This window comes from Gottfriedia acidiceleris, assembly GCF_023115465.1.
Taxonomy (GTDB): Bacteria; Bacillota; Bacilli; order Bacillales; family Bacillaceae_G; genus Gottfriedia; species Gottfriedia acidiceleris_B.
Genome location: NZ_CP096034.1, coordinates 3949812 through 3970242 on the forward strand (window position 1 = coordinate 3949812; position 20431 = coordinate 3970242).

22 protein-coding genes and 1 riboswitch are annotated in these 20431 nt (G+C 34.0%); of the genes, 4 read left to right on the forward strand and 18 right to left on the reverse strand.

Annotated elements, in window-relative coordinates; translation table 11 throughout:
- Positions 1-69 precede the first annotated feature (69 nt).
- Entirely contained in the window at positions 70-1785 is a 1716-nt protein-coding gene (locus tag MY490_RS18660) for a M4 family metallopeptidase (RefSeq protein WP_432707094.1), read from the reverse strand.
- Positions 1786-2048: 263 nt separating this feature from the next.
- Here MY490_RS18660 and MY490_RS18665 point away from each other — a divergent pair, with 263 nt between their 5' ends.
- The 3 genes from MY490_RS18665 to MY490_RS18675 all read left to right on the forward strand — a co-directional run bounded on the left by MY490_RS18665 (position 2049) and on the right by MY490_RS18675 (position 4107).
- Positions 2049-2861, forward strand: coding sequence for a DUF4047 domain-containing protein (locus MY490_RS18665; RefSeq protein WP_248267014.1), 813 nt, complete (start codon positions 2049-2051; stop codon positions 2859-2861).
- Positions 2862-2871: 10 nt separating this feature from the next.
- Positions 2872-3420, forward strand: a complete 549-nt coding sequence (gene sipW / locus MY490_RS18670; protein WP_248267015.1) for a signal peptidase I SipW — start codon at positions 2872-2874, stop codon at positions 3418-3420.
- Between the two features lie 72 nt (positions 3421-3492).
- On the forward strand, positions 3493-4107 hold the full coding sequence (locus MY490_RS18675; RefSeq protein ID WP_248267016.1) for a TasA family protein: 615 nt from the start codon (positions 3493-3495) through the stop codon (positions 4105-4107).
- A 220-nt stretch (positions 4108-4327) separates the two neighbouring features.
- Here MY490_RS18675 and MY490_RS18680 read toward each other — a convergent pair whose 3' ends face one another.
- The gene (locus tag MY490_RS18680) at positions 4328-4888 is read right to left on the reverse strand and encodes a DEAD/DEAH box helicase family protein (RefSeq protein ID WP_248267017.1); all 561 of its coding nucleotides are present in this window, start codon (positions 4886-4888) and stop codon (positions 4328-4330) included.
- A 341-nt stretch (positions 4889-5229) separates the two neighbouring features.
- Between MY490_RS18680 and MY490_RS18685 the strand changes: the two genes are divergently transcribed.
- A complete protein-coding gene (locus MY490_RS18685; RefSeq protein ID WP_248267018.1) occupies positions 5230-6582 on the forward strand; it encodes an Nramp family divalent metal transporter in 1353 nt (450 codons plus the stop codon).
- A 211-nt stretch (positions 6583-6793) separates the two neighbouring features.
- On the opposite strand, the gene MY490_RS18690 is transcribed toward MY490_RS18685, so the two are convergent.
- From MY490_RS18690 to MY490_RS18765, 16 genes are all read right to left on the reverse strand, one after another.
- Positions 6794-7618 (reverse strand): MerR family transcriptional regulator, encoded by an 825-nt coding sequence (locus MY490_RS18690; protein ID WP_248267019.1) that lies wholly within the window; start codon positions 7616-7618, stop codon positions 6794-6796.
- A 486-nt stretch (positions 7619-8104) separates the two neighbouring features.
- Complete coding sequence (locus MY490_RS18695) at positions 8105-8980, reverse strand: alpha/beta fold hydrolase (protein ID WP_248267020.1); 876 nt, start codon at positions 8978-8980, stop codon at positions 8105-8107.
- Between the two features lie 127 nt (positions 8981-9107).
- The gene (locus tag MY490_RS18700) at positions 9108-9452 is read right to left on the reverse strand and encodes a YidH family protein (RefSeq protein WP_248267021.1); all 345 of its coding nucleotides are present in this window, start codon (positions 9450-9452) and stop codon (positions 9108-9110) included.
- 289 nt (positions 9453-9741) lie between these two features.
- Positions 9742-10932: a M20 family metallopeptidase gene (locus tag MY490_RS18705; RefSeq protein ID WP_248267022.1), complete on the reverse strand. Its 1191-nt coding sequence runs from the start codon at positions 10930-10932 to the stop codon at positions 9742-9744.
- A gap of 45 nt (positions 10933-10977) precedes the next feature.
- Positions 10978-11826, reverse strand: a complete 849-nt coding sequence (locus tag MY490_RS18710; protein WP_248267023.1) for a MetQ/NlpA family ABC transporter substrate-binding protein — start codon at positions 11824-11826, stop codon at positions 10978-10980.
- Positions 11823-12491, reverse strand: a complete 669-nt coding sequence (locus MY490_RS18715) for a methionine ABC transporter permease (RefSeq protein ID WP_248267024.1) — start codon at positions 12489-12491, stop codon at positions 11823-11825. The genes MY490_RS18710 and MY490_RS18715 overlap by 4 nt, the downstream gene beginning before the upstream one ends.
- Complete coding sequence (locus tag MY490_RS18720; RefSeq protein ID WP_248267025.1) at positions 12481-13497, reverse strand: methionine ABC transporter ATP-binding protein; 1017 nt, start codon at positions 13495-13497, stop codon at positions 12481-12483. Before MY490_RS18720 ends, MY490_RS18715 begins: the two co-directional genes overlap by 11 nt.
- Before the next feature lie 175 nt (positions 13498-13672).
- Positions 13673-13790, reverse strand: a riboswitch (SAM riboswitch).
- Between the two features lie 305 nt (positions 13791-14095).
- A complete protein-coding gene (locus MY490_RS18725) occupies positions 14096-14530 on the reverse strand; it encodes a hypothetical protein (protein WP_248267026.1) in 435 nt (144 codons plus the stop codon).
- 5 nt (positions 14531-14535) lie between these two features.
- Complete coding sequence (locus MY490_RS18730; protein WP_248267027.1) at positions 14536-14886, reverse strand: ASCH domain-containing protein; 351 nt, start codon at positions 14884-14886, stop codon at positions 14536-14538.
- Between the two features lie 345 nt (positions 14887-15231).
- Entirely contained in the window at positions 15232-16311 is a 1080-nt protein-coding gene (locus MY490_RS18735; protein ID WP_248267028.1) for a hypothetical protein, read from the reverse strand.
- 373 nt (positions 16312-16684) lie between these two features.
- Entirely contained in the window at positions 16685-17476 is a 792-nt protein-coding gene (locus MY490_RS18740; protein WP_248267029.1) for a sulfite exporter TauE/SafE family protein, read from the reverse strand.
- A gap of 68 nt (positions 17477-17544) precedes the next feature.
- Positions 17545-17772, reverse strand: a complete 228-nt coding sequence (locus MY490_RS18745) for a sulfurtransferase TusA family protein (RefSeq protein WP_248267030.1) — start codon at positions 17770-17772, stop codon at positions 17545-17547.
- Between the two features lie 21 nt (positions 17773-17793).
- The gene (locus MY490_RS18750) at positions 17794-18921 is read right to left on the reverse strand and encodes an MBL fold metallo-hydrolase (protein WP_248267031.1); all 1128 of its coding nucleotides are present in this window, start codon (positions 18919-18921) and stop codon (positions 17794-17796) included.
- A gap of 43 nt (positions 18922-18964) precedes the next feature.
- Entirely contained in the window at positions 18965-19537 is a 573-nt protein-coding gene (locus MY490_RS18755; RefSeq protein WP_248267032.1) for a sulfurtransferase TusA family protein, read from the reverse strand.
- Positions 19538-19591: 54 nt separating this feature from the next.
- Positions 19592-19888 carry a rhodanese-like domain-containing protein gene (locus tag MY490_RS18760; protein ID WP_248267033.1) on the reverse strand — a complete coding sequence of 99 codons (297 nt, stop codon included), beginning with the start codon at positions 19886-19888 and terminating at the stop codon, positions 19592-19594.
- A gap of 19 nt (positions 19889-19907) precedes the next feature.
- A complete protein-coding gene (locus MY490_RS18765; RefSeq protein ID WP_248267034.1) occupies positions 19908-20384 on the reverse strand; it encodes a DsrE/DsrF/DrsH-like family protein in 477 nt (158 codons plus the stop codon).
- Positions 20385-20431 lie beyond the last annotated feature (47 nt).

The following is a 20431-nucleotide window of genomic DNA, read 5'->3' on the forward strand; positions in this document are numbered from 1 at the left end:
AGGAAAATTTTAACAGAAAATATGAAAACCATGAACAGAGGTTAGTTCATGGTTTTTTAAGCTTACTTATTAATAAACACCAACAGCATCGTATGCAGCCATTACTGCTTTTGTTTGAGTTGATGGTTGACCGGTAGTTTTGTTATCTGGATATAGGTCACGTGCAGCTTGAATTGCAGCTTCGCGCATTTCTTTGAAACCAGAAGAAGGTGTTAAATACATTGTTAATGCACGGTAATAGATTTTCTCTGCTACTGTACGCTGCAGTTTAGTAACTGTTATGCCGTTATGTGTGCCACCTTCAGCGATTAAATATGCAGCTTTATTGTTGATACTACTGTTGATGTGTACGCCACCTTTATCTTCAGTACCTAAATATCGATCCGCGTAATTATCTGGATATTTATTATCCTTTAAACCATAAATAGGACTAAGTGACTTAGATTTTGGATTGCTTAACGAACGAAGTCCTCCATCACCATCTTTTGTAGGAGTGTAGATATCTTCACCCATCTCCCAATCAGATGGAGATGTAACACCTGCAGCATTCATTTCAGCTAATGCTCCGAAGATATCTGCCAATGATTCATTAATTGCACCAGACTCATTCTGATACGTAAGGTTTGCAGTATTTGATATTACACCATGTGTCATTTCGTGACCTGTTACGTCCAATCCGCCTGCTAAAGAACCAAGAACAATTCCATCACCATCTCCGTATAGCATTTGCTTTCCGTTCCAAGCTGCATTATTCCATTTTGATCCGATATGAACCGTGCTGATTAACGTCATTCCTTTATTATCTAAACTGTTACGCTTGTGCACTGTTTGATAATATTTATTTACTTTATCAGAGTTCATATGAGCTGATACTCCAGCAGGATCATAGAAAAAATTAGTTGAACTTTTTGTTTCTATTTCAAATCCTGTAAATCCTAATAGTGCTGAAAGAAGAATAAATGGAGTTTCACCCATACGATGAGCATCGAAAGTTGCAAGTGGCACGATATTTGGTGATGTTGTAGTACCACCAGCAATTGATCCACCATATAAATAGCTAGTACCAGTAGATGTGTCTTTTCCGACAGGGAATGTCTGCATTTTACCAAATACATCTAAACCTCTTCCAACCGCAACAGAAAGTTTTGCTGGATCTGCTAAATTATCTATTGCATCAAAGCTGTCTACTATTTCTCCATTTGTTGCATCCACAAAATAATGGAAGTAACCAGGTGCTGGCACAGAAGTTGAAGCCTTAACTAAATAGGTTAAATAATACTTTCCATTATGTGGGTAAATTGTTAATTCAGTATCAATTCCATCATAATTTTTAACAGTGCCAATTTGAGATTCGATACTCTCCTTAGCAGTTGCTTCTGCATCTTCTTTAGAAATAACCGCTTCAGTTGGAATAATTGTACGTGATAATTTTTGAGTTATATTACCAAATGATGCGTATACATTGTTATTTGCGTCTAGTGCAACAGCTTGTCCAGATCCATAAATTGGAATTCCTTTGTACTGTTCAACTGTTCTGACATGGTAAGTATTTGTCGTGCTGTCGGCTTGTTCACTAATAACTTTAAATTGTTCCCATGCGGAACCTGATCTTGCAAGACCTTCTACTTTTGAATTAAGAAAAGCTTTTACAATTTCATCCTTACTTAAAGCTTGTTCAACTGTTGCTGCACTTGCTTTTACATTTACAAATGAAGGTAAAGTTGTTAAACCTCCTCCAAATGCTACGGTTAACGCCATTACTGCTGGAATTGCTTTTCTTCTCATTCTTTTCTCTTTTTTCATTCTCAAAACTTTCACCCCTTATTTAATTTTGTTGCGACTGCAATTTTCATTATTGAGAAAATTCAAAATTAAATCAATATGTCGAACCCGGGTTCTTTTTCAGGTGATTTTACAGCTTTCCACCCCACAAACGACTAATTTTGACAAAAAACTACCGATAATTTAGCCGAAAATAACCCGGTTTCAATTTTCCGACAACTGAGCAATAATGAATTTCAACAGGGCTTTTGCAAAGGAGTGAAAATTTGAAACTAGCAAGCAAAAAAGTCTCTATCATCGTAAGTTTATGTTCTATTCAATTTTACTTGGCAATGCAAACAGTTGGACAAACTGAGGCAACGTTTACTAGTCAAGCGTCTTCAGAACAAGTCGTTTCAGCAGCAATCGTGTTTCCTAAAACAATCCAACAATTAGAAATAGCTGCAAAAGATCATTCAATAAGAGCAAATCATTTATACAAGTCAATCCTAAAGAAATCAATTACTGGTAATAGCTCTGAATTGTCAAATTTACTTACTACTGTTCTTAATGAGGAACATGAATTAAATAATGAGATTAAGCGTTTACAAAGTATTCAAGAGCAGTTGAACTCTTATCACAATCAAATTCATGAACTTCCTGAAACTGAACAAATTAACTATGAATATGAGAGAAAAGGCTATCAGAATGTTAATCAACTAATCCAGCAATTAAATGAAACAATTAATCTTCAAAAGATAGCGGCCATTAAATCTACCCTTCAAACCCTGCTAGGTGAAAGTAAAGAAAAGATTAATAACGATACTAGTGAACCTAAAAATACTACCGATTTTGTTCAGGGCCAAAGTTCTAATCGCTCCGATACAGATTCAATACGGAGCCAGGATTCTAATGGTTCTGATACAGATTCAATTCCGAGTCAGGATTCTAATAACTCTAATACCGATTCAATTTCGAAGCAGGATTCTAATCAAACCGATACAGATTCAGTTCATAGCCAGGATTCTGATCATACCAATTCGGATACAATCTCAAATGAAAATTCTAATAATTCAGTAAAAATATTTCAAAACGAATAGGTGGTCTCTCATGTTGAAGAAATTTTTATCAATTGTAAGTAATATTTTTAAAAGTATTTTTATTGTCATCTTGTGTTTCCTAGCTTTTATTGTGATTTCTTCCAGGTTTACAGGTGGCGATTCTACCATTCTAGGCTATCAATTAAAAGCTGTTTTATCTGGATCGATGGAACCTACTTTTCATACAGGTTCAATTATTGCCGTTAAGCTAGGTGCAAATCCATCATCTTATCAAAAAGGCGACATTGTTACCTTTCACATGGACAATAAGCTGATCACTCATAGAATAGCAGCTGTTGATCATAAAAATGGTGAAATTTCATATAAAACGAAGGGTGATAACAATAATGCCCAAGACTTATGGACTGTGTACCCTCAAAATATCGTAGGAAAATATTCTAATTTCACGATTCCATATGTTGGTTATGCATTAAATTTTGTAAGCTCGAAAGCTGGATCAGCAATATTGTTAATTGTTCCAGGTATTATTTTGACTCTTTCAGCAATACGCAATTTATTCCAATTAAGAAAAGAGTTTGAACAAAAAACTGCAGGATGAAGTTGGTTAGATCTCTTAAGTACAAAATAAAAGCTTAAGAGTTTAATAAATAAACCTTAAGGGGGAAAAGAAATGAGTTTTACTAAGAGAATTGGTCAAGTTGTAATGAGTGGAGCAGTCGGTTTATCATTAATTAGTGGCGGTACATTTGCGTATTTCAGCGATACAATTAAAACTGATAATACGTTTGCAGCAGGTACATTAGACTTAGGTATGAATCCTAATGCTGTTGTAAACATTAGCAATTTAAAACCTGGTGATGAAGTATATCGTGAATTTACATTAGAAAACAACGGTACTTTAGATATTAATAAGGTTCTATTAAACACTAAATATCAAATTGAAGACGTAAAAAATGATAATACTGAAGATTTAGCTAAGAATATTAAAGTAACAATTATGTACAACACTAGCAGCGCTACAAATGAGATTGTTGAAACATCATTATATGACTTACAAAATCAAACTCCTGATTTAACAGCAATTACTCAATTTGTAGGTAGTACAAAAGACCCTGACGGCATTGCAGCAGGACAAAAAGAAAAGATTTTTGTATTATTCGAGTTTGTTGATAATGGAAAAGACCAAAACCAATTCCAAGGTGATAAGCTAAAAGTTGATTGGACATTTAATGCTCAAACTGGCGGAAGTACATACCACGACGACACTGATCCTAACAGCAACTAATATAAAAACAAAGCCACCTAAACTTAATTAGGTGGTTTTTCACGTTGTTGAAAAACAATCTTGTCTATTAATTATTAAACTTTCGTAAAAGATGAAGAGTGTGGTTGATTTCCACTTCAGTCTGCCTGCTTATGAGTAGCCTATTTTAATCTTTTTTTAATTACTCATGAACCTCTTAAGTAAACTTTTCCCCTTATGAACCTATCAGTAATTCTATTACTCACAAAGCAAATCTTTCTTTTATTAATTTAGCTACTTCTTCTGCACTCATATTTGTGTTATTTATTTTTAGATAATTTTCCTTCTGAATTTCTCCTTCTATTGAATTTAATCTATATTTTTCTATTGTCTTCATTAAATTGTTTTCAGACCATTCAATATCTCTTTTTGTTGGCTTATGTTCCAATCTGTGAGGCGTTTTATTTCGTGCAAGTCTCTCATCTAGTTCTGCTTCAAGTTCAACAAAATAGGTTGTTGCCCCTTTTGACTCAAATATAGTACAAACTTTCTCAATATAATCCCAATCAGATTTTAGATCGAGAGCCCAAACATAAGTAAAAATAATACCGTATAAGTCACTTTTGGACACCTCTTCAAATATTTCTTTTCGAAATAAATTAACTAGTCTACTTCCCTCTTTTGTTCCATAATCAAAAAATTTACTAACCAAGTCAATTGTCATGTGATTATGAAACAATTTTAAATCTGTTATTTTTTCTAGTTCATGTCCTACTGTCATTTTCCCCACAGCTTGTGGCCCAAATACTAATACAAACTTCATGGATCTCTCTCCCAAAAATATTAAATTTTTTATAAGCACTTTTGAATATAACTGAATTTTTTAAAAAGTATATCACACTTAAAAATAATTAACTTGATCATTAACTTCAACGTACAAAAAAACTGAACAATCGAATGAATTGCATAAGAAATATTAAAAAAGCAGAAACAAAGAAAAGGTAAATATTCTACGTATATTATCTGTTTACTAAAAATTTACGAAGTTATCAAAAATTTTTTATTACATTTGGGAACTATTGTGTTAAAATCAGCATATAATTTAAAAAACTTTCCCTAGGGAAAAACTATTTGATGTGTACAATAAAACAGGTGGTGGGAAACATGTCACAAGAATCACAAGAAAAAGTCATATATAAAGAAGCTGGATGGAAACAGGAACATTCACAACCTAGTTTGCAAGAGGTTCATCGTTCATTATCTGTTCCAAAGAAAGCTAGTAATTTCCGTAAGTTTCTAGCATTTGCTGGCCCAGGATATTTAGTTGCAGTTGGATATATGGACCCTGGAAACTGGGCAACTTCAATAGCAGGTGGATCTGCTTTTAATTACACTTTATTATCAGTTATTTTAATTTCTAATCTTATGGCCATCATTCTACAATCATTAGCAGCTAAATTAGGTATCGTTACCGGTAGAGATTTAGCCCAGGCATGTCGGGACCACTTCAGTAAACCTGTATCATTTATACTTTGGGTGCTTTGTGAAGCTGCAATTGCCGCATGTGACTTAGCTGAATTAATAGGGTCAGCCATCGCTTTAAATCTATTATTTGGAATTCCGTTGTTTTATGGAATTTGTTTGACAACTTTAGATATATTACTTGTTTTACTTTTACAAAATAAAGGATTTAGGTATATCGAGGCTTTTGTCATTTCATTGATCATATTAATAACAGGTAGTTTTGTTTTTGAGTTGATTATGTCTCAACCTGATGTGAAAGCTGTATTTGGTGGATTTATTCCAAGTTCACAAGTTATTACAGATCCAAAAATGCTTTATATTTCTTTAGGAATTTTAGGGGCAACTGTTATGCCTCATAACTTATATCTTCACTCTTCAATCGTTCAAACTAGAAAGTTTGATGTATCTGATGCTGGTAAAAAAGAAGCAATTAAATTTGCTACAATTGACTCAACAGTTGCATTAATGATCGCATTGTTTGTAAATGCAGCCATCTTAATATTAGCTGCTTCAACTTTCTACAAATCGGGTCATACAAACGTTGCATCAATTGAAGATGCATTCCAGCTTCTTACTCCAATACTAGGAACAACTTTAGCAAGTACATTTTTCGGATTGGCATTATTGGCTTCAGGTCAAAATTCTACTTTAACAGGTACTCTAGCTGGGCAAATTGTAATGGAAGGCTTTTTAAATATTAAGCTTAAACCTTGGATAAGAAGAATGATCACTCGTTTAATTGCTGTTACACCAGCTCTTATCGTCACTTATTTTTATGGAGCAAATGGAACAGCAGATTTATTAATACTAAGTCAGGTAATCTTATCTTTACAGTTATCTTTCGCAGTTATACCACTAGTTATGTTCACTAGTGATGCTAAGAAAATGGGTAAATTCGTTAATAAAACTTGGCTTAAATCAGTCGCTTGGACAATTGCTTCAGTTATTGCAGTATTAAATGCATATTTACTTTGGGCAACATTCTTTAAATAATAAATTGAAACAAAAAAGATTGAACAGATGTTTGAATGACATGTGTTCAATCTTTTTTTACTTTCTCTTTTAAAGAAATTTTACATATAGAGATTCTATCTATTAAGACTGTGGAGTATTTTATGCACTTTGATGGAAAAATTAGACACTTCCTTTTATTAAGGGATTGAAAGATAGAACCGGTCATTGAAAAAAATCTAAGTTCTGTTTTTTAGGCTTTATGACCATTTAGATTTTGATGGTAATAAATACTAGCTTGTTTGATAAAATCTAATTCAAATTCTGGAATTGTATATGTTTTTGGCTTTTGATCTTCGGGTAAAGAATTAAAACTTTCCCAAGATTTTTTCATACCTTCTTTAATTTGTGGATCATTTTGACTATAGCGATTATTCATTTCCATCAAAAATTTAACAAGTTCTTGCGCTTCAACACTTTCAATTTTATATCCTCCTTGAACTAACTCTGTTAATTTGTTTCTAAAATATTGATAATCTTTTAAATGACGAACATGGTCTCCTTCAGCCCATCCTCGCTTCGCTAATTTAAGTAAAGTCTCTTTAGTGTATGACTGCTTGGCGATGTTCCTCATCACTTTACGGTCTTCAGTTGATAAATATTTATTTACCCAATCAGGCTTTAAATTAAAATGTGCCATTTGAATCAACTCTGTAACACTTTCATAATCAATTGAATCAGATTTTAGCGATGTTTCTACCTGCTCAATCACATTAATAATTTGATCAATTTGGTCTTTTTTAGCATTTAACATAGCTTTTTGTTCTTTTAACTTCTTGGAAAAATTCAAACTACTTTCATTTATAATTGAGTGAATATCCTTCAAAGAAAATCCTAAAAATTTGAAAGTAAGTATTGATTGAAGATGTACTAAATCAGAATCTGTGTATAACTTAAAGCCCGATTCGTCAGTATTTGTTGGTATTAATAATCCAATTTTGTCGTAGTATCGCAGTGTTCTAACAGAAATAGAAGTTTTTCTTGCAAATTCGGTTATGTAATAAAATTTACGATCCACTATCTCCTCTCCTTTCTTTTCACAGTTTATACGGTTACGTAGCGTCATAGTCAATAGTATTAACTAAAGAAGAGCGTGGGGAATTCTCCGAGCTACTAATAAGGCATCTGTGCAAATAAACGACGAAAGCTGCAAAATAGCAAGGGACTGCAATTACATTTCGAAAACTGCAATTAAATACCTAATAGCCGCACTTAAGACGAAAAATTACACGTACGAGTTAAGGTATTATGACATGAAAATTGTACAATTTAGCAGTGGGGGGATCATAGCTGCACTTTTCAGATTGATATGACCGCCCCCTTTGTTATAAATAATAAGCAGATTTTATCAAGTTTTTATTCAACATCGTAAAAATTAGAGCATACTTGCAGATTTTCCATTTTGGCATAGCCAATAGTTATATTTTCAATAAAAAAGGTCGTTCCTTAGTCAGTTAACCCGACAATTGGAACAACCTACAATTTCATATAGATTAAATAAAATCTAAACTTCTTTTAAAAATTTATCAACAATTGAGATTTGTTCATTTGTATTTAAAGCAGGTGCATGACCAACATTAGGTATTGTTTCCATTTGAAAATTCTGCGTTTCCTTCATTTTTAATGCTACATCAAGTGGCAAGACGTCCGAAACTTCTCCTCGAATGAGTAAAATCTTGGACTGTATAGCTTTCCAGTAATTCCACAAGGTTAAATCTTCAGTATGTTGAAATTGTAATGCTATTTTAGGATCATAATCAGGACCAATTCCACCTTCATCTCTTCTACGGCAAGAATTTTGCGTAAAATCATTCCATTCTTCTTCACTTGAAACACCAAATGAATGATAAATTAACTTATAGTAATTCTTCAATTCAGTAAATGTTTTAAACTGAGGAGGTGTACCAACATAGCTAATAATTCTCTTAATTCCTTCAATATCTTGTGGTTGGTTTTCTGAAGCTCCTGCTCCGATATCATTTAAGACTAAATGAGAAATACGGTTTAGATGTTTCGGCGTACCAGCAAGTCGCATTCCTATTGCTCCACCCATCGATGTCCCTACCCAACGAACTTGTTCAATTTCTAATCGGTCTAATAAACCAATCGCTAGATTTACATAGTTTTCAAAACAGTAATCTTGCTCGGGAGAAGTACTCCACTGGCTTAATCCTCGCCCAATCGTATCTGGACAAATTACGTGGTAATCCTTAGCTAAATAGCGAGCTAAAATATCAAAATCTCTACCATTTCTGGTTAAACCATGCCAACAAACAACTGTTGGATTTTTTCTTTCTCCCCATTCTGTAAAATGAAGCTCCTTTCCATTAATCGATTCAAACCGAGACTCAGGATAAAAAATATCAATCACTCCATTCATTTTAGTGTCCACTTTATGTAATATTCGATTTTAATAAAAATATCCCTATAAAAGTAACAGAGAAAGAAATGAAACATTCAGGTTTAATTAAATAATAATAAAGACAAATACAGCACAATCATGAATATTAAAAAAGAAAATAGAATTGATACAAGAATAATTGAATTATGTGCAGGTATAATTTTCCTTTTTGAATTTCTTTCCGCTTTTTACTGTACTGAATAGTAGCTAATACTCCTGAAATTAAACCAACAACACATGCATATATACCAAGAAAAATTGCTAATGTATTGATGAACTGGTTATTACTAATTTTAATTGTAAAGTGTAGTGAGGTTGTTAAAAATCCTACACCAGTAATTGAGTTTGCAGTTCGCAACCAGGCTAAATATGTCCTTTCGTTTGCTAGATGCTGTTGTGCATATTTAACACTTTCATCTGGTAAATCACTTACTTTACTTAAAGAAACCATATTAAATTACCCCTATCAAAGATTTATAGAGTGATAAATTTGTAGCAAAATATCTAAGTTTTAGTTTAATCTTTAAAATTTAAGATTTAGTAAAATTTGGATTACGATTTGATAAAAATAGAAATGGGGGATTCTAAACTTATATTTTTTACTTAGGTATTATCGAAAGGAGAAGTTAACAGAATACTACTATATAAATAGAACAAATAATGTCATTAGACTGAGTTTTCAAATATAAAACGGTCAAAATGATGGTAATTCCGTCCATCTTTCTGACCGTTCAATCTAACTATTTCTGTGCTTGTTGAAATTCATTTTGAACTTTTTCCAAAAGGTTTTTATCGGTAATTAATCGATAACCTGTCAGAGCTAATGCTTTTGCACCCGTTATTAGAGCATGATCACCAAGTGGAGACTTCGCAGCTTCACGAAATTCATTCGTATGAGCAATTAAATCATCAGGTCCAATTTTAATATATGCGTGGGAAGTCGGAACAACATGGCTTACATTTCCGGCATCAGTAGATCCAAGCCCGCCGCTTTTGCTATTCACTACTTCACCCAATAGGCTTAGTTCTTCACCTACAATCTCATCAAGAGATTGATTGATAATAAAATCATGGACTTCATTTTGGAATCTTTCAATTTTCACAGTACTACCAGTTGCAATTGCTGCTCCTTCGGCAATATTACGAATCTTAGTGGAGACTTCCTCCGTACGCTTCCAAGTACTAGCACGGATGAAAAATCTCGCTGAAGCATACTCTGGAATAATATTTGGTGCATCGCCTCCATGAGTGATAATTCCGTGTATGCGAACATCGCTAGAAAGCTGCTGACGAAGGGCATTAATACCATTGAATAATTGGATTACTGCATCTAAAGCATTGATTCCATGTTCTGGTGACCCAGCAGCATGGGCTGCTCTTCCATAAAAATGGAAGTCTAATGGGTCTACTGCCAATGATGGGCTCGATAAACCTGTTTTACCACTGGGGTGGAGCATAAGAGCTGCATCAACACCTTCTAGTAATCCATTTTTTACGAAACTCCCCTTTGCACTTCCATTTGGTCCACCCTCTTCTGCAGGTGTTCCAAATATGACAACCTCTCCTCCGGTCTCTGAAATGACTTCAGCAAGAGCGATTCCCGCTGCTACACTTGTTGTTCCAATAATATTATGTCCGCATGCATGACCAAGACCAGGTAGTGCATCGTATTCTGCTAAAAAAGCGATGGTTGGGCCTTGCTTAGATGACGTTTTCCTTGCTACAAAGCCTGTTTCATGGCCCGCAATATTACGTGTGACATCGAAACCAGCTTCTACTAGAATTTTAGTATGTGTTTCTGATGCAAAAAATTCTTGATTGCCAATTTCAGGTTTCTCATGAATATTATGGCTAATTTCAAGATAAACTTTCTTCGATTCCTCAATACTTTTCACAATTTGTTCTCTTTGTGTTTCAATTTTGACTGTCATATAAACGATCTCCCTTCCATTCTTTTAAATAAGCATGAACTAGCTTTATAGATTTTTTATTTTATCAATCGAAATGACTACTGGAACCGTCGCACCTTTGTCACGCTTAATAATGTAATCATGAACTTCTTTTGATTGATAGGCCTTTACAATCTTTGCAAAGTCCTTGTCATTTTTATTCTTTGTACGAGATGCAATAACATTGATATACGGCATAGCTGCTTTATCATTCGGATCTTCTTTATAAAGTGGATCCTTTGCAGGATCTAAGCCCGCTTGAACGGCAAATCCATTATTGATGATAGCTGCTGCCACATCATCCAATGATCTTGCTGTTTGCCCCGCAGCAATCGGTTTGATTTTTAGATGCTTAGGATTTTCTTTAATTTGTTCAATACTTCCTTTAGGATCAAAATTATCTACTAAACTAATTAACTTTGAAGATTGTAATAGTTTAAGTGCACGTCCTGCGTTCGTAACATCATTTGGTATCGTAATCGTTGCTCTATCTGGAATATCACTTAGCTTTTTAAATTTATGTGAGTAAATACCCATTGGCGCAATCACCGTCGAGCCAATCGCAGAAATGTCTAAATTATGATCACCTTTAAATTGATTCATATAGGTAATCGTTTGAAAAGCATTTAAATCAAGACTTCCATCATTAAGCGCTGTGTTAGGCTGAACATAATCTGAAAATGAAATAATTTTCAATTTAATGCCTTCACTTTTTACTTGTTTTTGTACAATATTCCAAAGTTCATAGTCATCTCCGTTAATACCAATCTTAACTGTTCTCTCCTTTCCATTTCCTGATGATGATTTAGAACCACATGCGGATAATACCGAAACCGTTAATAATAATGCTGCAAAAATAGTAAAAAACTTTTTCATCCTCTTTTCCTCCTTACGTATCTTGACCACGTATTCCCTAAACTTTGTATGATTTGAACAATGACTACTAGTAATACGACAGTAATGATAATAACCAATGTTTCAAAGCGCTGATAACCATATGTAATAGCTAAGTCACCTAATCCACCAGCACCAACAGCACCAGCTGCCGCAGTCGATCCAATCAATCCAATCGTTGCTGTTGTAAATGAAAGAATTAACGATGGAATCGCTTCAGGCAAAATAAACTTCACGATGATCTGAAACTTTGTTGCTCCCATTGAATAGGCTGTTTCTAGCACTCCCTTATCTACTTCTAGCATGGAGTTCTCAATCAATCTTGCCAAATAAGGACCTACAAAGATCGAAAGTGGAACAATTGCAGCAACTACTCCAATGGACGTGCCCGTCAATAACCTTGTAAATGGAATAATGGCAACTAGCAAAATAATAAATGGTACAGATCGAACAATATTAATAATGGTATTTAACAACCTAAATAAAGGTTTGTTTTCCATTATATGACCTGGTCTTGTTACAACTAGAATAATACCTAAAGGCAATCCTATAATTGTGCCAAAAATAAATGACCCAAGCACAGTTAGAAATGTATCTTGAGTTGCCTGCAAAAACTGCGGCCAAAAGAATTCCCAATTAAGCTCCATTTAACTCCACCTCCCTAACATCTATCCCCTTTTCCGAAATAAATTTAATAGCTTTTGCGCTTTCCTCTTTTGTTCCTTCTAATGCCACAATCAAATTCCCATAAGGTCTTGCTTGTAGCTCTGTAATCGATCCATAAAGGATATTTAAATGAATATCGAATTTTTTAAGAACCTCTGATAATAATGGGTTGCCTGCCTTGTCACCTAGGAAGACTAATTGATAATATTTTCCTTTTGATAATGATTTGGATAACTTAGATGGCACCTCATTTTGTAATACTGTGTTAACAAAATTCTTTGTAATACTTTTTTGTGGATTCGTAAATACTTCGTAAACGTTACCTTCTTCAACAATTTCACCATTATCAATGACAGCCACTTTATCACATAAATCACGAATTACACTCATTTCATGGGTAATAAGGAAAATTGTAAGATTATATGATTTATTTACCTTCCTTAAAAGCTCTAATACATTCTTTGTTGTTTCAGGGTCTAATGCAGAAGTAGCTTCATCACATAGCAAAAGATCTGGGTCTGTTACGAGTGCCCTTGCAATACCTACTCTTTGCTTTTGTCCCCCCGATAAGTGGCCCGGAAATACATCTTGCTTCCCTGTAAGTCCAACAAATTCAATTAATTCCATTACCTTTTCCTGAACATCCCGTTTCTTTTTTCCTTCAAGGTATAGCGGCATTGCAATATTATCAAATACCGTTTTGGCAGAAAGTAGATTAAAGTGTTGGAATACGACACCAATTTTTCTACGTGTCTTACGTAATTCTTCATCTTTTAATGTCATTAGATCCAATCCATCAATGAGAACTGATCCTTCTGTTGGCTCTTCAAGTCTATTTAAACAACGAATCAATGTACTTTTTCCTGCTCCGGAAAAACCAATGATTCCAAAGATCTCTCCTTTCTCAATTTTCATATTAATATTATTTAAAGCTTTAATTGGTGGCCTTCCAGGATAAACCTTGGAGACATTTTTAATCTCAATCAAATTACTTCCCCCATTGCAAGTTATTCCAATCACTATAACTAAGTAAACATATTCGAAAACTAGGATTTATAACTATATTTCCCCCTTTTTCTCCTATGGCACCTCATCAAAAAACCCCTCTTCTTATCCAATAAAACAGATAGGAAGAGGGGTTATAATAAATAAGCCACTTTACTTCTTATCTTTCAAATCGTTTGAACGATTTGCAGGAATTAGCACGGTATTTGTTACGAAATAACAAACCCGTTGCCGAGGTATCGCAGGGCCAGTCCCTCCACCTCTCTGGATAAGTAATAGAATTTATTAAGTTTTTAAATTATTGAGTTCATGTTATCTCTCTTTTTATAATCCGTCAAGAATTTTTTAAAAATTTTTTAATGAAAATTGTGTTTGAAAAAAACATTTTTTTTACGAGCACTATTTTATGTAGGTCTTAGAACCTTTGTTTTCAAATCAAAAAATCTATTTCATATACCGTTTGGAATAGGTCGAGATACTTATTTTTTTGAGTTATTATTAGTATTTCATTTAAGAAAATGACAAAAAAGCAGACAAGTTCCTCAATAATAGATAACCTGTCAGCATAATTTAATTGTGCCTACCATAATGCAGGCTTTACTACCATAAACCATAGCATAACCATCAAAAGAACGATGTAAATCCAAATAGATCGACGAAGCTTCTGAATCAGCATTCTCTGGTCATGGGATGGTTCACTGAATTTCCGAATGGTCGGTGAAAAGGCTCTAGCTAGGAAAAATAATGAACTCACCAAAAGAAGAATAGTCATTACAATCCAAGATGTCTTCCACGACCAATGACCCACTAGTACCAACAAGACCCCTGATCCAACCAGTACATGCCCAGCATGCTTTGCCAATCTGACAGCAAACCGAAATACATCCAAATAGCTCTGTTGTATCGCAGACTTCGTTGAATGCAGCTTTTTGAGGACCGGAATCAATACAAAAAAAGGACCAATCGATAAAATTACACTAGCAATATGTATGTAAAGAAGCAGTCTATACAGCATATAAATTAATCTTGGATGAGACGAAACTCATGAACCCATACCCTCATTTTTGGCAACCAAGGCATTCCAGGATGGATTGACAGGATTGATTGCTTATACTCTTCTACAGTTGAATAGCCTTCCTGCTTAGCATCCTCATCTGTCAATTCACCAAGAGCTTGAGAATAAACTTTTTCAACTACATACTGATTATTTTGAAGGGTCATCACTTCCCCAACATCTGCATATCTTCCGTTTCGGCGAGTAGCAGTTTTTTGTCCTGCCAATACTTTTTCCACATCCGCTTGAAGCGTAACAAGGCGTTCAATCGTACATGTTTTTGGCGGTAAAGCGTTCGTTTCATTTTGATTTGTCATTATTTCCATTCTCCTTTTTCCGTTTTAATTTCAAATACAGGTTATTTAATGTCATCTAAATTAATTAATAATAAATAATGACGATTAGTTCTATTTAATTATATTCATCAAAAATTAGCAAATTTTATGGGAAAATATTGAAATGGCAATAAGTATTTAGAACAAAAAGGAACTTAAATGTAGTGCTTATTTCATATTTCGCCCTAAAAAATATTTCGATATAATTTCTAATTTATTTCTAATTTGGGTAATTTTGAGCTGTTTTCGTCATATTTGTTCTTAATCGTTAAAAAAATATTTAAAAAAGAGTGCTCAATTAAGAACACTCCTTCTGAAAAATAGACTTTAGTTTTGGCCCATTGGTGTAATGATATGAATTTTTTTTGTAATCTCAAATGCTTGCGGATTTAAATCAATTCCATTTCCTTTTACTGAACCTGATAAAGTAATGCTGTAATCACCAGCGCCAAGCTCAACGTCAACTGGAGTCATTGCTGCTTTTGATAAAGCAGAACCATCAGCACCACCATTGTCATTTCCTTTGAAAGTATCACCATTTAAGATGTTAGCTGCAGAGCCTTCTTTAAGGGCACTAATTGCAGCTGTTGAATTTCCATAAGTACCTGCATTTGCAAAGTAATTAAAATCTTGACCCTTTACGATTGTTGAATCTGTTGCAGTTGTAGAAACTACCACTGGGTTAATAACATCTGTATTATCTGTAACTGTAATTGAAAGACCTGTTACACGGTTTGTTAATGCATCGTCACCAATACTGAAAGAATATTTACCAGTTGGATTTTGCTTAGAAAGTTGAACTGATTCACCAGCGATGTCTGCAGTAATTGAGATGTGTGCTGTAGAATCTCCTGTTGTTTTAGTAAGATCCCAAGCCGTGAAAGGCGTTACATCTCCAGGAGTTGTTGGTGCAACATTGTAAGTATATGTGTAAGTATATGTTACTGATTTAGTTGATTCTTTACCAGTTTTCGGGTCTGTAACCTTAACAGAGCCATCTAATTTATAATTTTGAGTATAAGTTGAACCTGTTAACGTTTTTCCTTCTAGAAATGCATGTTGGTTATCGTTATTTGCAATTACACTGTCTAATTCTTTTTGTGATGGAGCTGGCGCATACGCTGTTCCATCAGGAATAGTTGTTACATATGAAGCTCCTGCTCCAGAAACAGTTGCTTTAGGTGCATTGCCATCCCAAGCATTTGTAAAGTAACTTGCAGCAACTGCTGTATTGTAGTGATAAAATTGGTTTTCTACAAGTGCAAAAGTACCTTCAGTATGTAAATCTGCCATAATTGATTGTGCAGTGCTTGTTCCACTTGTTGTTGCCGCCATTGCATTGTAAGATAAACCAAATAGTGTTGCGCTAGCTAAAATCCCTGATAATACTTTCTTTTTCAATTTCATTTCCATTTCTCCCTTTATATGTAATTTTTAAAAGGTCGGTTACACTACTAGCTCCGTATGATCCAAGAGTCCATATACAAACCACACTTCTTAGCCCTTAGCACCCTTCCTTTCTAATAGGACTGTAACCAGTTTATGCTAAAAGAACCAATTTGTAACTTGGGGAACTCCAGTACATTTTAACTGTATTTCTACATCGTTTTAACAACGCTTTTCTCCATAAAATTATTCCGATATAATAAATATACCTGTTTTTCAACAAATTATTTTGGATTTTAACGTATGAACTAATAGAAGTGATTCTTGAAAAAAAAGCCAATAAAAAAACAGAAAACTCTCATAAGTTTTTCTGTTTTTTACTGTTAATTCATATTCAACCAAGCCATGATTTAATAATAGTAAACCAAATTTTTAAAGCGGTAAAACCAATTAAGACTGCCAGAATTCCTCGTAAAACCTGCGTTTTTGTTTGTTTGCCTATTTTTGCACCTAATGGTGAGGCGATTAAACTGGCAATTACAACAATAATTGTAGGCAAAATTTCAACCTGACCAGTAGAGATTTTCCCAATCGTTACTCCTATTGAAGAGATAAATGTAATGGCTAAGGATGAAGCAATTGTCACACGAGTTGGTATTTTTAAGATTGTTAACATGATTGGTACTAACAGAAATGCTCCTCCTGCACCAACAATCCCTGCACTAGTTCCAACGATAAATGCCAAACCTGAAGCAAGCCATACATTAATTGAAATTTGACCATCTGCTGACATTTCGACGTTTTTTCTAGGAATAAACATTAAAACGACCGCAATCATTGCTAAGATTCCGTAAACAAGATTAATTCCATGTTCTGAAAGTAGATTTGAACCAAATCCACCAAGAAAACTTCCTATTAGTACACTTATCCCCATACTTAATATTACTTTTTTGTTTAGATAACCGCTTTTACGATAGCTTAAAACTCCACCTAAAGTTGCAAATACTACTTGGACCGCACTTATACCTGAAACTTGATGTGGTGTGAAAGCAGCAAATCCTAATAATGGAGGAATAAATAGGAGCATTGGATAATTTATAATCGCTCCACCAATTCCTACCATTCCTGAAATAAAGGACCCAAAAAAACCAACTAAGAAAAGTACTAAAATTAAGGTCCACTCCATTTAAAGTCCTCCTATAATAGAAAAGGAGAGGTGACACTTAACTCTCCTTTTCCTATTAATCTACTAGCTTAACCTTTTTTAATCCAAAATTTTAAAATATTGTCTTCTTCAGTATAATTTAATAATTCATGTCCACCTGATTTAGCCCATGCTGTAAGGTCGTTTTTAGCACCTTTATCAGTAACATGAATTTCTAATACTTCTCCTGCTTCAATCTCTGCTATTGCTTTTCTTGTTTTTACAATTGGAATGGGACATGCTAAGCCTTTTGCATCTAATAATTTTGTAGCTTCCATTCTATTCTCCTCCAAGTCTCATTATCGTACTGCACAGCGATTTGGACCAATTTCCATTTCTCTCTGTTTTTCTTCATTTAAATTAATTTTACCCATATTAACTTCACGGATTTCTTGATATGAATTTGGTTGTGGTGGTAAATTCTCAGTTACTAACTTTCTAAACTCACTTTCACTCTCAATATTCAATCCATGATTCTGTTCAAATAAATATCCTAGTTTTTTATAAACACTACCATCTTCGTTCAATTCACTAATCACCATAAAATGTGATGGAAGCACGATTAATTCAAGCGATAAATTTCGGTATCTTTTATAAAGGGTTTCGCGTAAGTATCCTACCCAATCCTCTGCCATTCCAGCAAGATCGGGTCTTCCAATTGAATCGATAAATAAAATATCACCAGAAAGTAAGAATTTTTCATCAACAACAAATGAAGTTGATCCGATTGTATGTCCTGGTGAATAAAAAGCATCAATACTGATTGCTGTTTCACCAATTCTTACCTTATTCCCATCTTCTAATGGACTATATTCATAAATAACCTCTTTAGCATCCTTTGGCGGTAACCAGTATGTTGCTCCCGTAGTCTCAGCAATTTTTCTTCCACCAGAAATATGGTCTGCATGAAGGTGAGTATCAAATACATGTGTAATTTTTGCGCTCTTTGTATTCGCAAAATCAATGTAGATATCCGTCATTCGAGTAGAATCAATTATAGCAGCCTCATTATTTGAGATAACCATGTAGGATAAACATCCCTTACCGATTCTGACAAATTGATACAGCTCTCCACCATTTTTCAAATCTGCAATTTTTACTGGTTCTAGATATTCACTCCACTCTTTCATTCCGCCTTTAAGATAAGCTACGTCTAGTCCCTCGTCTGAAAGCATCTCTGCAATCATGATAGAAGATCCTTCTTTAGCACACACAACTAAAACATCTCTACTTGTAGGAATCTTATCTAAAATATCTTCAACCCCATCAAGTAAATCGAAATAAGGTATATTTAAATGTTCAAAATTTGAACCTTCTATTTTCCAATCGTTATAATCATCAGTATTTCGTACATCTAGAATATATAGTTCTTCTTTATCAACTATTTTTTTTGTAATCTCTTTTGCAGACATTGCTGTGACTGCCATCTTTTATACCCCCCACAGTATATTTTTATTTAAAAAAATTAGATTAACCTTTTATGCTTACTGTTTCTCCAGACCATTCAATCATTCCAGGTATTACATTAAACACGTTAGTAAAGCCGCTAGAAACAAGTAATTGAGCAGCAAGATCACTGCGGTTTCCAGTCCTGCAAACGATATATATTTCTTTTTCTTTATTTAATTCTGTCAATCGGTTCTCCAATTCTCCTAAAGGGATTGATACCGCATTTGGTATATGATTAAATACATATTCTGCTTCTTCTCTTACATCTAAAACGATTATATTTTCGGTTTGTAGTTTTTGACTTAATTGATCGTTCGAAATGACGTTTTCAAATCTTTTTTCAATCGTATTTTCATCTGAAGATTTTCTTAAATAGTGTAGTAATACCTCGCCATTTTCGATTGTTCCTAAGTATTGATTTCCAGTGCTTTCGGCCCAAGCTTTAATATCTGCTTTTGAACCTTTATCAGTCGCTTGAACCTCGATTACTTGCCCATTATCTAAATCCTTCATTGCTTTTCTAGTCTTTACAATCGGCATTGGACAAGCTAATCCTTTTGCATCTAATTTCACGTTTGATTTAATCAGTTCCATCTGACAGCCTCCATACTTAAAATACCACTAGGGGTATCTATTTAATCAAAAAAATTATTCTACGTTCCCTTCCCAAGTAAGCATTCCGCCGACCATGTTTTTAGCGTTAAAGCCATGAGATTGAAGGAATTCTGTTGCACGGCCACTTCTAGCACCTGAACGACAAACAATAATATATTCTTTTGATTTATCTAATTCGTGTAATCGAAATTCAATTAATCCGAGTGGAATATGAATAGCTTCTAGAATTTTTCCAGCTGCAACTTCATCTACCTCACGAACATCGATAATATTTACTATTTTTCCAGTTTTTAATTCATTTTCAAGCTCAATCGCAGTAATTTCTTTCATGTTATTCAATCCTTTCTAATTAAATAAATAAGTTAACTTGACCTTCTTCTGCTTCACCAATGTAGGCGGCAACACCAGCATACTGAATATTCTCTAATAGCTCTTCGGTTTGTAGACCTAACAGATCCATTGTCATTGTACATGCTACTAAATTTATATCTTGTTCTTGGGCCATTTCAATTAATTGTGGTAAAGGCAATGCATTGTGCTTTTTAATAATATCCTTAATCATCTTTGGTCCAAAACCAGCAAAATTCATTTTAGAAAGTCCCATTTTATCAGCGCCTCTAGGCATCATCTTTCCAAACATCTTTTCAATAAAACCTTTTTTTGTTGCTATATGTTCGCCTTTTCGTAAAGCATTTAAACCCCAAAATGTATGAAAAATAGTTACTTCATGATCAAAAGCTGCTGCTCCGTTCGCAATAATGTAGGCGGCCATTGCTTTGTCATAATCTCCACTAAATAAAATGATATTTGTTTTCTTAGTTGTCATATTCTTTCTCCTTTTCGTCCTTTATACCCACTAGGGTATATTACAAA